A 12609-nucleotide genomic window follows, 5' to 3' on the forward strand; every position below is an offset into this window, starting at 1 on the left:
TATGGTGACGACCTATCCGTATACGGCTAGTGAGGAGGGCGCCGTGTGGTACGGCATCTGGCCCGGAGTGGTCGCGGCTGACCTGGTGGACCTGACGCCGCTGGCGACACCGCCGGAGGACGTGGCGCGCACGAGCGTCGCCCTCGACCGGCTGCAGGGTGGCGCGGCGTCGTTCTACATCCGCTGCTATCGGCACTACCGGGGCGCGGCCGCCTCGGAACCGGGCGGGGACCCGGCGCCGGCCGACCCCGGGCGGTACACCGGGCGCGGGCGGCTGATCGACCTGGTGGCCTGCTATCGCGCCACCGCGCCCGACCCGGCGGGCTACGCGGAGTTCGTCCGCCGGGCGGTTCGCGACGTCGCCGGGTGGGGTGGCGGAAAGGTGCAGGTGGGCGAGGAGCTCAATGTGCCCGCTCCGCTGGACGGTGGCTTTCCCGGTTGCTTCGAGGCGGTCGCCGCCGGCGTGGCCGCCGGGCTCGACGAACGCGATCGTCTCGGCGCGGCCGTGGCGATCGGCGTGAACGGCGCCGGCGTCGCCGACCCGGCGTTCTGGGCCAGGATGACCGGCGCCCTGGGGCCGGTCTCGACCGCTCGGCTCGACTTCGTCGGCCTGGACATGTTCCCCGACGTCTTCCGTCCGATCCCGGAGGACGACATCGGGGCCGGCGTGCGGTTCCTCGTCCGGACTCTGCGCCGGGTCACCCGCGACGCCGGGATCTCCGGGCGCACACCGCTGCACGTGACCGAGACCGGCTGGCCCACCGGCCGTGCCCGGGACGAGGCGAAGCAGGCGCGCGTGCTGCGGGCCGTCGCCGAGGCGGTGCTCGCGACCGGTGAGGTCAGCGTGTACGAACTGTTCTCGCTCCGGGACGGGATCAGCGACGGCGGCTGGCAGAACGGGTTCGGGCTGCTGCGCGACGACTATCGTCCGAAACCGGCCTACGACGTGGTACGGCGGCTCATCGCCACCTCGTGACGGCTACCGGGTGCGGGTGGTGCCGTGCGCGGCGAACGAGCGGCGGTCGCCCCGCCAGGCGGTGCGCGGGGCGACCGACTCCAGGGTGGCCAGGTCGGCGGGCGTGAGGGTGAGCCGGGCGGCGGCCGCGTTCTCGGCGACCCGGGCCGGATCGCGGGTGCCGGGGATCGGGACCACGTCGTCACCCTGGGCGTGCAGCCAGGCGAGGGCGAGCTGGCCGACCGTCACGTCGTACGACCGGGCCACCTCCCGGAGAGCCTCGACCAGCGTGCGGTTGCCCTTGAGCTCGGGGCCGGCGAAGCGCGGGTCGCCGGCCCGGAAGTCGCCGGGGGCGAACGGGCCGGCCGGCAGCGCGCCGGTGAGCAGGCCGCGGCCGAGCGGGCTGTAGGCGACCAGGCCGGCGCCGCCCGCGCGGGCCGCCGGGACGATGTCGTCCTCCGGCTCGCGCCAGGCCAGGGACCACTCCGTCTGCACCGCCGCGATCGGGTGCACCGCGCGGGCCGCGGCGAACCGCTCCGGACCCACCTCGGACAGGCCCAGGTGGCGCACCTTGCCGGCGGCGACCAGCTCAGCCATCGCGCCGACCGTGTCCGCGATCGGCACCCGCGGGTCGGCGCGGTGCAGGTAGTACAGGTCGATCACGTCGGTGCCGAGCCGGCGCAGCGACGCTTCGCAGTAGCCGGCGACCCGGTCCGGGTGGGCGTCGAGGCGCACGCCGTCGTCGCCGCGGACGATGCCGAACTTGGTGGCCAGCAGCACCCGGTCGCGGCGGCCGGCGACGGCCCGGCCGACCAGCCGCTCGTTGTGCCCGGCGCCGTAACTCATCGCGGTGTCCAGCAAGGTCACCCCGTGCTCCAGCGCCGCCCGTATGGTGAGGATCGAGGAATCGTCGTCGGCCGGCCCGTACGCCTGGGAGAACCCCATGCAGCCGAGGCCGATCGCCGAGCAGGTCAGGGTGCCGAGCTTCGCGGTGGGCATGACCCCAGACTGGTATCCGACGATTGATATGTCCAAGACACGTTCCCGATGGCATTCATCGTGCGCCACGATGAACGGGTGGAGCTTCGACAACTCAGCTACGTGGAGGCGGTGGCCCGGTACGGCGGGTTCACCCGGGCGGCGGAACGTCTGCACGTCGCCCAGTCGGCGGTCTCCGCACAGATCCGGGCCCTGGAGGCCGAGCTCGGCGTGACCCTGTTCGCCCGTACCACCCGGCGGGTCGCGCTCACTCCGGCCGGCGAGATGTTCGTCGCCCGGGCCCGCCGCATCCTCGCCGAGTTGGACGGCGCCCGCCTCGAGATGGGCGAGATCACCACGGTGGTCACCGGCCGGGTCACCGTCGGCGCCACCTCGGTGCTCGGCAACTACGACCTGCCGGCCGCCCTCGCCCGCTTCCACGACCGGTTTCCCGGCATCGCCCTGCGGCTGCGTTCCGGCCTGGTCACCGGGCTGCTCGGCGCCCTCGACAGCGGCGAGTTGGACCTGGTCGTCGGGCCGGTGCACGCCGACCTGCCACCCCGCTTCGAAGCTCTGCCGCTCGCCGACGAACAGCTGGTGCTGGCCCTGCCGGTCGGGCATCCGCTCAGCGGCACCGGCCGGCTCACCCTGGGCGAGTTCCGCGACGAGCCGTTCGTCTGCCTGTCCGAGGGCAGCGGCCTGCGCTGGATCCTCGACGACGCGGCCCGCACCGCCGGCTTCGCACCCCGGGTGCAATTCGAGACGCACAGTCCGCGCAGCATCCGGGAGCTGGTCGCCGCCGGCCTCGGGGTGGCGCTGCTGGCCCGCTCGGTGGCCGAACAGGAGCAGGGCCCGGCCATCACGGTCCGCCACCTGCACGCGCCGCCGGCCCATCCGCCGATCGGGGTGATCCACCACCGGGACCGGCCGCTGACCCCCGCGGTCCAGGCCTGCCGACACTGCCTGCTGGACCTGGTCCCGCAGCGTGGCACTCACCCGGCCGCGGTGGAATAGGCCGCCGTCTACTCACTGTGATGATCGCCGTTTCGGGGATGTTCATGGCGCCGCCCAAAAGATTGCCTTTTTACCCAGGATTTCGATTGTTAAACCGGCACGTGAAAGAGGCTTCTGCGACATGCGATGTGCATATGCAGACTGCAGGCAGCGTTGTGAATACTGCGCTAGGCTCAATTCACCGATGGTTGAACTCGGACAGTTTTAACGGAGAGTAGTGGGGCCGGTATGGGCGTAGGGGAGCGGCGAGCGGCGGCACTGGAACGGAAACGACTGACCAGACGGCTCTACCGGATCCGGCTGGAGCGGGGGCTCACCCAGGCGCAGGTGGCCGAGCGGATGCGCTGGTCGCAGTCCAAGGTGCATCGGATCGAGACCGGCGAGAACAGCATCTCGTACGCCGATCTCAAGGTCCTTCTCGGCGTCTACGAGGTCGACGACCAGCTCGCGGAGGAGTTGACGGCGATGGCCGACGCGGCGCGGCAGCGGAGCCTGCCGGAGATGAGTGACATCCATTCGAAGGATTTCCGGGATTTTCTGGAGAGCGAGCTCATCGCCGATCGGGAGTACGAGTTCGAGAACTCGTTCGTCCCCGGCCTGCTGCAGACCCGGGAGTACGCCGAGACCGTGGTGCGCAAGCTGCTCTACGCCGACTCCTGTGCCGAGAGCGAGCGGGAGGCCGTCCTGGAGCAGGTCCGCCGGATCGTCAGCCTGCGGGAGATGCGCCAGCAGGTCTTCGCCGAGGGGGGCATCTCGCAGGCCCGGTTCGTGCTGGACGAGGCGGTGCTGCGCCGGGTGGTCGGCGGCGGCGCGGTGATGCGCCAGCAGCTTGAGCACCTGCGCAAGATGAGCCGGCACCCCCGGGTCGACCTGCGGGTGCTGCCGTTCTCGACCGGCGCCCACGTGGCGATGGCCGGCCCCTTCGTGATCCTGGAGTTCCCGGATGCCGAGGACCGCCCGTTGCTCTACCTGGAGAACGCGGCCGGCGAGTTCCTGACCAAGCACGACGAGCGGCTGCTGGCCCGCTTCGCCGCCAACTTCGAGGAGCTGCGGGCCGCCGCGCACGGAGCGGACAGGTTGGACGCGCTGCTGGACGGCGCGCTTGCCGCCCTCGGCTGAGGGTGGTGTCACACGCGCCCTGATCAGGGGAGGGGAGGCGCGAGCCGGTGACCGAGATCGACCGCGAACTGCACATCGACCCGCGCGCGCCGCGCGGCCGCCGGCGGGGTGGTGGCCTCGTGGGGGTGCTGCATGCCGCCCTGGACCTGGCGACCGGCATCGTGACGAAACCCGAGAACTTCGTCCGGGCGCTGCTGCTGGTGTGGTCGCTGGTGCTGATCGGCGCCCTGCTGCTGCGGGACGTGCAAATGCTCAGCGTCGCGGTGGCCGCGATGGTGGTGCTGTCGACGTGGGCGGCGGCCCGGCTGATGCGGGCCCGGGTCAGGCCTCGGGACCGCGACGACCATCGATGAACTGCTGCCACCGCCGCAGGACCGGATCGCAGGCGAGGCCGGCGGCGACACTGACCGGTAAGGCGATGACGGCGAGCGCCGCGGCTCTCGCCGAGGTGCTCGTGAAGAATGTGGATCCGAATGCCCGGCCCGACCCGAGAGCGATCGCCCCGGTGCAGATGGCGTAAACCGCGAGGCGGATCGGGGAGGCGGGGTCGGCGGGTGGCTCGCTCGGTCGAACAGGCGCTTGCCCGAGGGAAGGAGCAGGTCGCACAGCCACCTCGTCATCGTGCGGGACCGCTGCCTGCGGCCGGATCGTCCTGGTGACTCGGATCGTACAAGAACCGCCGGGGGCATCCGGGAATCGTGACCCGAGCGGACTAATCCGATCCGGGGTGCATATTCCTTACAGTTCCACGGTCCTGATCAGACTGGCCCGGGGATCGAGGAGAATCTACACTCTGGGGCGTCGCCGACGCGGGTGATAAAGATCCGTCCGACCAGGGAGGCGTCTTGGGCGACACGTCGCCGAGGCACACTGTGTGGCGCAGGAGCGCCCGTTGCGGGACCGGGAACTGTGTCGAGGTCGCGACCGTCGGGGACACCGTGCTGATCCGGGACAGCAAGGATCCGTCGGCCGGCTCGATCACCTGCACCGCCGGCCAGTGGGCCGGTTTCCTCTCCGCGATCCGGTCCGGTGTCTTCGGTCCCGCAGGCGACCGTCCACTGTCCTGAAGGATGACGCCCCGTCGGCCGGGTGGCCGGCGGGGCGGTGTGCAGACTGTGGGTCAGCGGGCCGTCCGGTCGGTCCGCCGGCGCCGCCGCGTCCAGCGGCGGATCCGGGTCACGAGCAGGACCACACTCGCCACGCCGCCGCACAGGGCGGCCAGGAACTTGAGGATCACGGTGAGCGCCTCCAGGAGTGCGAGGTGCTCGGTGGTCATGAGGGACGAGATGAAGAGCTCGATCACCGCGGTGCCGTCCTTTCCGTGCCGTGCGCCTGCCGGGATGAGAGCCAGCGTGCGCCCGTTCCCGGGGTGGCCGGCAGAGGCCGGGACATGGACGTGGCCGGTGGCCGGAACCGGCCGTCCAGGGCCGCCGGACACGTGTCCGGGGCCGTCCCCGCGGGCTCGTGGACAGTGGACGGGACACGTCCGGGACAGCGCCGCATGAGCACGCCGCGCCCGGCGGACGACGCCCTGCTGCAGCGGTTCCGGGACGCCCGGACCGCCGAGGAGCTTCTCACCGCCCTGAACTGGTACCGCACCGAGCGCAACCGCTCGCAGCGGCAGGTGGCGGAGAAGGCGGTGGGAACCCCGGGACTCTCCAAGACCCGGGTGAACGATCTGCTGACCGGGCGCTACTCGAGCATCGACGGCCAGCTGCTGCGCCCGCTGGCGCAAGCGTGCGGCGTCGATCGGGAGGAACTGCTGGAGGCGCTGGACGAAGCGTGGCGGCGGATCGTCCAGAACGCCGCACGGGAGCGCAGCCACCGGGCCAACCAACGGCCGGCGCCACCGCCGCGGCCGAGCCCGGACGCGCACCTCAGGACGCTCAGCGTGATGGCCGAGATCGCCGGCCGGATGACCGACCCGGACACGCTGCCGCTGGCGCAGGAGATCTACGAGCGGGTGCTGGAGCAGCGCCGCCTCCTGCTCGGCGAGGACGACCCGCTGACCCTGACCACCCAGCACAACCTCGGCGTGGTCCACTTCGCGCGGGACAATCTGCGGGCCGCGTACAACGCGTTGAAGATCGCCTACGAGGCGCGGCTGGCCACCCTGGGCGAGTCGGCGATGGCCACCCTGACCTCTCAGGAGTCGCTGGCGGTGGTCTGCTCCGAGATGGGCGAGACGTTCCGGGCGGAGCAGCTGCTCGCGGAATGTCTCGCCCACCGCCAGGAGTGGCTGGCTCAGGCGCCGACCGAGGCCGAGCGCGCCCGGCTGCGGGTGGCCGCGCAGAAGACCGCGGACAACCTGCGGGCGGTCAGGAGCCAGCTCGGCGGTACGCGGTGAAGTCCACCGTGCGGCGTAGCTGGAAACCGATCGCCTCGTAGAGGCGGATCGCGGTCGTGTTGGCCGCCCCGGTGTGCAGGAACGGGGTGGCGCCGCGGGCGCGGATGCCGGCCGCCACCGCGCGGACCAGCCGGGTGGCCAGGCCGCGGCCGCGGTAGGCGGCGTCCGTGCAGACCGCGCTGATCTCCGTCCAGCCCGGTGGCCGCAGGCGTTCGCCGGCCATCGCGACCAGCCGGCCCTCGTCCCGGAAGCCGAGGTAGGTGCCGAGTTCGATGGTGCGCCGCAGGTACGGGCCGGGCTGGGTGCGGGCGATCAGGTCGAGGATCTCCGGCACGTCGTCCGGGGTGAGCACGACCAGGTTCGGGTCCGGTTCGGCGCGCAGTGACACGTCGACCAGCTGAACGCCGTCGATGCTGCGGTCGATTTCCCAGCCGGGGCCGGGCCGGGCGCCCAGCCCGGCGAGCATCACCGGCTCGCCGGGCGGGACGAAGGCGTTCAGGTCGGACCAGGCCCGCGGGTCCTCCGGCGCGCCCAGCGCGTGGAACGGTGCCACGTCACTGTGGTAGCGCGCTGCCAGGCCGTGGACCTGGGCGAACCGGGCGTGGTCGCCGTGCAGGGCGAGCCACGCCGGGTTGTCCAGCACCCGGTCGTCGGTGACCGCGGAGGTCACTTGTTCGCCTTGGGCAGACCCTGCGGGTTGATCTCGGACTTGTCGACCGCCTCGTTGGTCAGGTTCCAGCGCTGCAGGATCCTGGTGTAGTCGCCGGTCTCGATCAGCTTGTTGACCGCCGCGCCGAGCGCCTTGACCAGGCCGTCGTCCTTCTTGGTGGTCAGTGCGATCTTGCCCTGCAGGGTGGCGCCGGCGCCCGAGTAGGTGCCCACGATCTCCAGTTTGCCATCGACCGCGACCTGGTAGGCGACGCTCGGGTTCGGGCCGAGGTAGGCGTCGATCTGCCCGGAGCCCAGCGCCAGGTAGGTGGCCTGGTTGGTCTGGTAGTACTTGATGTTGACCGGCTTGAGGCCCTGCTTCTCGGCCTCCTTGCTCCACTCGACCAGGATCTTCTCCTGGTTGGTCCCGGAGCTCACCGCGATCGTCTTGCCGGCCACGTCGGCCGGGCCGGCGATCTTCCAGCCGCTGCCCTTCTTCGCCGCGAAGGCCAGGTTGTCCAGGCGGTAGGTGGCGAAGTCGTACTTCTCCTTGCGCTCCTCGGTGACCGTGATGTTGGAGATGCCGACGTTGTACTTGGCGCTGTCCAGGCCGATGAACAGGTTCTCCCAGGAGGTGTTCTCGATCTCCGGCTGCAGGCCGAGGACACCGGCGACCGCGTAGGCGATGTCCGGCTCGTTGCCGATCAGCGTCTTGTTGTCGGTCGCGGTGAACGCCAGCGGCGGCGAGCCGGAACCGGCCGCGCCCACGCCGATCGTCAGCTTGCCGGTGGCCCGGATGTCCGCCGGGACGAGTGCCGCGATCGCGTCGTCCTTGGCCGGGACGATCCGGTTCTGGTCGGGGCTGATGTTGATGCCGGGCCCGGCCGACGCGCCCGGGGCGGCGGCCGCGGCCGCCGGGGACTCGTCCGGCGCGGCGCAGGCGGTCAGGCCCAGCGCCGCCACTGCGGCAAAAACGATGGCGACTCTTGTACGCATGGATGACTCCGTTTGTTAGACGAGAACTGCCGAGAGGAATGCTTTGGTCCGCTCGTGGCGGGGGTTGTCGAGGACCTCGGCCGGCGGGCCCTGTTCGACGATCCGGCCCTCGTCGATGAAGATGACGGTGTCGGCGGCCTCCCGGGCGAAGCCGATCTCGTGGGTCACCACGATCATCGTGGTGCCCGCCGCGGCCAGGTCGCGCAGCACGTCGAGCACCTCGCCGACCAGTTCCGGGTCGAGCGCCGAGGTCGGCTCGTCGAACAGGATCAGCCGCGGCTCCAGGGCCAGCGCGCGGGCGATCGCCACCCGCTGCTGCTGGCCGCCGGAGAGCTGCCGGGGATAGACGTCCGCCTTGTCGGCCAGGCCCACCCGGTCGAGCAGGGCGCGGGCCTGCGCGTACGTCGACGCCCTGTTCTTCTTCAGCGCCGAGATCGGCGCCTCCGCCACGTTCTCCAGGGCCGTGAGGTGTGGGAACAGGTTGAAGTTCTGGAACACGAAGCCGATCCGGGCGCGCTGCTTGAGGATCTGCCGCTCGCCGAGTTCGTGCAGCTTCTCGCCGGCCTCGCGGTAACCGATCAGCTCGCCGTCGACCCGGACCCGGCCGCGGTCCACCTTCTCGAGGTGGTTGATGCTGCGCAGCAGGGTGGACTTGCCGGAGCCGGACGGGCCGAGGATCACGGTCACCGTGCCGGCCTGCGCGGTCAGGTCGATGCCGCGCAGCACCTCGAGGGTGCCGAACGACTTGTGCACGCCGGTGAGCTCGACCACGGGGGTGCTCATCGCTTGATCGCCGCCTTGAGTCGCTGGAACGGGGTGGGCGGCAGGGTCCGCACGGCGCCGCGGGCGAAATAGCGCTCCACGTAGAACTGCAGGATCGACAGCAGCGCGGTCAGCACCACGTACCAGACGGTGGCGACCATCAGCAGCGGCACCACCCGCCCGTTGCGGCCGTAGACGACCTGCACCTGGTAGAACAGCTCGCCGATGGCCAGCACGTACACGATCGACGTGCTCTTGAGCAGGTCGACCAGCAGGTTGGCGGCGTTCGGCAGGATGGCCCGCATCGCCTGCGGCAGCACGATCCGGAAGAACTGCCGGTGCCGGGGCAGGCCGAGTGCCGCAGCCGCCTCGTGCTGGCCCTGGTCGACGCTGAGCAGGCCGGAGCGGATGATCTCGCCGGCGAACGCCGCCTCGTGCAGCGCCAGGCCGAGCAGGGCGGCGCCGAACGAACCGATCAGGTCCTTGGTGGCGAACGACCAGCCGGGCCCGAACGGCAGCCCGAACTGCAGTTTCTCGTAGAGGTAGCCCAGGTTGGCCCAGAACAGCAGCTGCACGATCAGCGGCACGGACCGGAACACCCAGGTGTAGGTCCAGCTGACGGTGCGCAGGATCGGGCTGGGTGACAGGCGCATGGCGGCCAGTGGGATGCCGCCGAGGAAGCCGAGTGCCGCGCCCGCGATGGTCAGCTCGAGGGTGACCAGCAGGGCGTGCAGCACCGACTTCTCGAAGATGTAGCCGGTGAAGGTGTGCCACTCCCAGCCGGGGTTGGTGGCCAGACCGTGGACGAACTGGGCGAGCAGGACCAGCACCAGGGCGGCTCCGGCCCAGCGCCAGGGGTGCCGAGCGGGCACCACGCGGGTGTCGTCGCCGGCCTGTGCGGTCGGACGCGGTGGGGAGAGGACGCTCACGACGCTGACGCTAGGTTTCCATGGCGGTAACCCACAAGTCCTATCGAGCGAATATGTTTTACGAGCTTGTTACCGCCACCCCATGGGACCGGTATTGCGATAAAGCCCATCGGTACGATAGGAATACCAGGCATTGCCACATGCCTCTGCCTGGAGATATCCGTGACCACCTTGCTCGCTCCTGCCGGCGCCACCGCGCCGGTCGCCACCACGGCGCTCGCGCCCGGTGGCGGACTGCGCCGCCGCCTCGTTCTCCGGCTGGTCGCTCTGGTCGCGCTGGGCCTGCTGTGGGAGATCGCGGCCCGGGTGCTGAACAACCCGGCCTTCATCCCGTCGCCCGGCGCCGTCTGGCACCAGCTGATCCTCACCTCCACCGTGCACGACGGCGTCCGTGGATACAGCGGCCACCTGCTCATCGAACACCTCGGCGTCAGCCTCCGGCGGATCGTCATCGGCTCGGCCATCGGCATCGCCGGCGGCCTGCTGATCGGCGTGCTCCTCGGCACGGTCGGCTGGCTGCGGGTGATCGCCGAGCCGGTGGTCACCTTCGTCCGGGCGCTGCCGCCGCTCGCCTACTTCAGCCTGTTCATCATCTGGTTCGGCATCGACGAGACCCCGAAGCTGTGGCTGCTCTCGATCGCCGCGCTGCCCCCGGTCGCGGTCGCCACCGCCGCCGCGGTGCACGGCGCGCCGGCCGGACTGATCGAGGCGGCCCGCGCGCTCGGCGCCGGCCGCTGGCAGTCGATCCGCGACGTGGTGCTGCCCAGCGCGCTGCCGGAGATCTTCACCGGCATCCGGCTCGCGGTCGGCGTCGCATACTCCTCGGTGGTCGCCGCCGAGACGATCAACGGGGTGCCCGGGATCGGCGGCATGATCCGCGACGCGCAGCGCTACTCGCAGACCGACGTGGTCGTGCTCGGACTTTTCGCCATCGGCCTCTCCGGCCTGCTCATCGACGCCCTGCTGCGGGTAGCCGAACAACGGCTGATCCCGTGGCGGGGCATTAGCTAAAAGGAACGTTCCCCATGAAGAGACTGCTCGCTGCCGCCTCCGCCCTGTCCCTGCTGCTGGTCGCCGCCTGCGGCAGCGGCGGCGCCGCCAGCGGGGGCGGCGACGCCTCCAAGAAGGCCATCCGCATCGCCTACCAGGCGTTCCCCAGCGGCGACCTGATCGTCAAGAACCAGGGGCTGCTGGAGAAGGCGCTGCCCGACTACAAGATCACCTGGACGAAGTTCGACTCCGGGGCGTCGATCAACACGGCGTTCGTCGCCAAGAGCGTCGACATCGCCGCGATCGGCTCCAGCCCGGTCGCCCGCGGGCTGTCCGCGCCGCTGAACATCCCCTACCAGGTCGCCTTCGTGCTCGACGTGGCCGGCGACAACGAGGCGCTGGTCGCCCGCAACGGCACCGGGATCACCGACGTGGCCGGGCTGCGCGGCAGGAAGGTCGCCACCCCGTTCGCGTCCACCTCGCACTACAGCCTGCTCGCCGCGCTCGACCAGGCCGGGGTCAAGGAGTCCGAGGTGACCATCGTCGACCTGGAGCCGCAGGACATCCAGGCCGCGTGGACCCGCGGCGATCTGGACGCGGCGTACACCTGGCTGCCGTCCCTCGACGAGATCAAGAAGACCGGCAAGGTGCTGATCAGCAGTCGCCAGCTGGCCACCGCCGGCAAGCCGACGCTGGACCTGGGCGTGGTGTCGACGCCGTTCGCCGGAGCCCACCCGGAGGCGGTCGACGCCTGGCGCAAGGTCGAGGCGCAGGCGCTGAACACCATCGCCACCGACCCGGCCGCGGCGGCCAAGGCGGTCGGCGCCGAACTCAACCTGTCCGCCGACGACGCCGCGCACCAGCTGCAGCAGGGCGTGTTTCTCAAGCCGGCGGACATCTCGTCGCCGGACTGGCTGGGCACCGACGGCAAGGTGGGCAAGATCGCGGACAACCTGGTGAGCGCGGCCGAGTTCCTCAAGTCGCAGCAGAAGATCGACGCGGTGCCGAGCCTCGACGCGGCGCAGAAGGCGATCTATGTGAAGGGTCTGCCCAGTGCCCTCGGCTGACATCGGTCTCGCCGCCGGCTCCACCGCCGCTGTCTCCGGCGCCGGGGCCGCGGCCGTGCGGCTCGACGCGGTGACGCATGCCTACGGGGACGTCACCGCGGTCGGGCCGGTCGACCTGACCGTGCCGGCCGGTGAGTTCCTGGTGCTGGTCGGGGCGTCCGGCTGCGGCAAGAGCACGCTGCTGCGGCTCATCGCCGGCTTCGAGCAGCCCACCTCCGGCACGGTGCGGACCGCCGGGTCGCCACCGGTGCCCGGGCGCGGCGCCGGCCTGGTCTTCCAGCAGCCCCGCCTGTTCCCGTGGAAGACCGTCGGCGGCAACATCGCGCTCGCCCTGAGATACGCCGGGCAGCCGGCCACCGGCGGCCGGATCGACGAACTGCTGGAACGGGTCGGCCTGCACGACGTCGCCAACCGGCGCACCTGGCAGATCTCCGGCGGCCAGCAGCAGCGGGTCGCGATCGCCCGCGCCCTCGCCGTCGACAACCCGCTGCTGCTGCTCGACGAGCCGTTCGCGGCACTCGACGCGCTCACCCGGGAACGCCTGCAGGCCGACCTGCGCAAGGTGAGCGCCGAATCCGGGCGGACCTGCGTGTTCGTGACGCACAGCGTGGACGAGGCGGTCTTCCTGGGCAGCCGGGTCGTGGTCCTCACCCCGCGGCCCGGGCAGATCGCCCTCGACCTGCCGATCGCCCTGCCCCGCACCGGGGTCGCGGCCGACGAGCTGCGCGGCTCGCCGGAGTTCGCCGCCCTGCGCGCCGAGGTCGGCCACGCCATCCGCGACCGCGCCACCGTCTGACCGGCCGC

Annotated in this window: 15 protein-coding genes; 9 read left to right on the top strand and 6 right to left on the bottom strand. The window is 71.3% G+C overall.

Annotated elements, in window-relative coordinates; genetic code table 11:
• Window positions 1-43 precede the first annotated feature (43 nt).
• A complete protein-coding gene (locus tag ACSP50_RS12185) occupies window positions 44-976 on the top strand; it encodes a hypothetical protein (RefSeq protein WP_043511281.1) in 933 nt (310 codons plus the stop codon).
• 3 nt (window positions 977-979) lie between these two features.
• On the opposite strand, the gene ACSP50_RS12190 is transcribed toward ACSP50_RS12185, so the two are convergent.
• A complete protein-coding gene (locus ACSP50_RS12190; protein WP_014689498.1) occupies window positions 980-1954 on the bottom strand; it encodes an aldo/keto reductase in 975 nt (324 codons plus the stop codon).
• Window positions 1955-2032: 78 nt separating this feature from the next.
• On the opposite strand from ACSP50_RS12190, the gene ACSP50_RS12195 reads away from it, so the two are divergent.
• The 4 genes from ACSP50_RS12195 to ACSP50_RS12210 all read left to right on the top strand — a co-directional run bounded on the left by ACSP50_RS12195 (window position 2033) and on the right by ACSP50_RS12210 (window position 5133).
• Window positions 2033-2947, top strand: coding sequence for a LysR family transcriptional regulator (locus ACSP50_RS12195; RefSeq protein WP_052311899.1), 915 nt, complete (start codon window positions 2033-2035; stop codon window positions 2945-2947).
• Between the two features lie 228 nt (window positions 2948-3175).
• On the top strand, window positions 3176-4066 hold the full coding sequence (locus tag ACSP50_RS12200) for a helix-turn-helix transcriptional regulator (protein WP_014689500.1): 891 nt from the start codon (window positions 3176-3178) through the stop codon (window positions 4064-4066).
• Window positions 4067-4113: 47 nt separating this feature from the next.
• Window positions 4114-4419: a hypothetical protein gene (locus ACSP50_RS12205; protein ID WP_014689501.1), complete on the top strand. Its 306-nt coding sequence runs from the start codon at window positions 4114-4116 to the stop codon at window positions 4417-4419.
• 492 nt (window positions 4420-4911) lie between these two features.
• Window positions 4912-5133, top strand: coding sequence for a DUF397 domain-containing protein (locus ACSP50_RS12210; RefSeq protein ID WP_014689503.1), 222 nt, complete (start codon window positions 4912-4914; stop codon window positions 5131-5133).
• A 53-nt stretch (window positions 5134-5186) separates the two neighbouring features.
• On the opposite strand, the gene ACSP50_RS12215 is transcribed toward ACSP50_RS12210, so the two are convergent.
• The gene (locus ACSP50_RS12215; RefSeq protein ID WP_014689504.1) at window positions 5187-5369 is read right to left on the bottom strand and encodes a hypothetical protein; all 183 of its coding nucleotides are present in this window, start codon (window positions 5367-5369) and stop codon (window positions 5187-5189) included.
• A 198-nt stretch (window positions 5370-5567) separates the two neighbouring features.
• Here ACSP50_RS12215 and ACSP50_RS12220 point away from each other — a divergent pair, with 198 nt between their 5' ends.
• Entirely contained in the window at window positions 5568-6413 is an 846-nt protein-coding gene (locus tag ACSP50_RS12220; protein ID WP_043511287.1) for a helix-turn-helix transcriptional regulator, read from the top strand.
• On the opposite strand, the gene ACSP50_RS12225 is transcribed toward ACSP50_RS12220, so the two are convergent.
• From ACSP50_RS12225 to ACSP50_RS12240, 4 genes are read right to left on the bottom strand one after another with little or no spacing between them, the layout of a single operon-like run.
• Complete coding sequence (locus ACSP50_RS12225; protein WP_014689506.1) at window positions 6385-7083, bottom strand: GNAT family N-acetyltransferase; 699 nt, start codon at window positions 7081-7083, stop codon at window positions 6385-6387. The genes ACSP50_RS12220 and ACSP50_RS12225 overlap by 29 nt on opposite strands.
• The gene (locus ACSP50_RS12230) at window positions 7080-8057 is read right to left on the bottom strand and encodes an ABC transporter substrate-binding protein (RefSeq protein ID WP_014689507.1); all 978 of its coding nucleotides are present in this window, start codon (window positions 8055-8057) and stop codon (window positions 7080-7082) included. Before ACSP50_RS12230 ends, ACSP50_RS12225 begins: the two co-directional genes overlap by 4 nt.
• Window positions 8058-8072: 15 nt before the next feature.
• The gene (locus ACSP50_RS12235) at window positions 8073-8840 is read right to left on the bottom strand and encodes an amino acid ABC transporter ATP-binding protein (RefSeq protein WP_014689508.1); all 768 of its coding nucleotides are present in this window, start codon (window positions 8838-8840) and stop codon (window positions 8073-8075) included.
• Window positions 8837-9748 (bottom strand): amino acid ABC transporter permease, encoded by a 912-nt coding sequence (locus tag ACSP50_RS12240; protein WP_043511293.1) that lies wholly within the window; start codon window positions 9746-9748, stop codon window positions 8837-8839. Before ACSP50_RS12240 ends, ACSP50_RS12235 begins: the two co-directional genes overlap by 4 nt.
• A gap of 162 nt (window positions 9749-9910) precedes the next feature.
• Here ACSP50_RS12240 and ACSP50_RS12245 point away from each other — a divergent pair, with 162 nt between their 5' ends.
• The 3 genes from ACSP50_RS12245 to ACSP50_RS12255 are packed head-to-tail and all read left to right on the top strand — an operon-like array spanning window position 9911 to window position 12601.
• On the top strand, window positions 9911-10759 hold the full coding sequence (locus tag ACSP50_RS12245) for an ABC transporter permease (RefSeq protein ID WP_014689510.1): 849 nt from the start codon (window positions 9911-9913) through the stop codon (window positions 10757-10759).
• Window positions 10760-10773: 14 nt separating this feature from the next.
• On the top strand, window positions 10774-11805 hold the full coding sequence (locus ACSP50_RS12250; RefSeq protein ID WP_014689511.1) for a glycine betaine ABC transporter substrate-binding protein: 1032 nt from the start codon (window positions 10774-10776) through the stop codon (window positions 11803-11805).
• Complete coding sequence (locus ACSP50_RS12255) at window positions 11792-12601, top strand: ABC transporter ATP-binding protein (protein WP_014689512.1); 810 nt, start codon at window positions 11792-11794, stop codon at window positions 12599-12601. Before ACSP50_RS12250 ends, ACSP50_RS12255 begins: the two co-directional genes overlap by 14 nt.
• Window positions 12602-12609 lie beyond the last annotated feature (8 nt).

It is taken from the genome of Actinoplanes sp. SE50/110 (assembly GCF_900119315.1).
Lineage (GTDB): Bacteria > Actinomycetota > Actinomycetes > Mycobacteriales > Micromonosporaceae > Actinoplanes.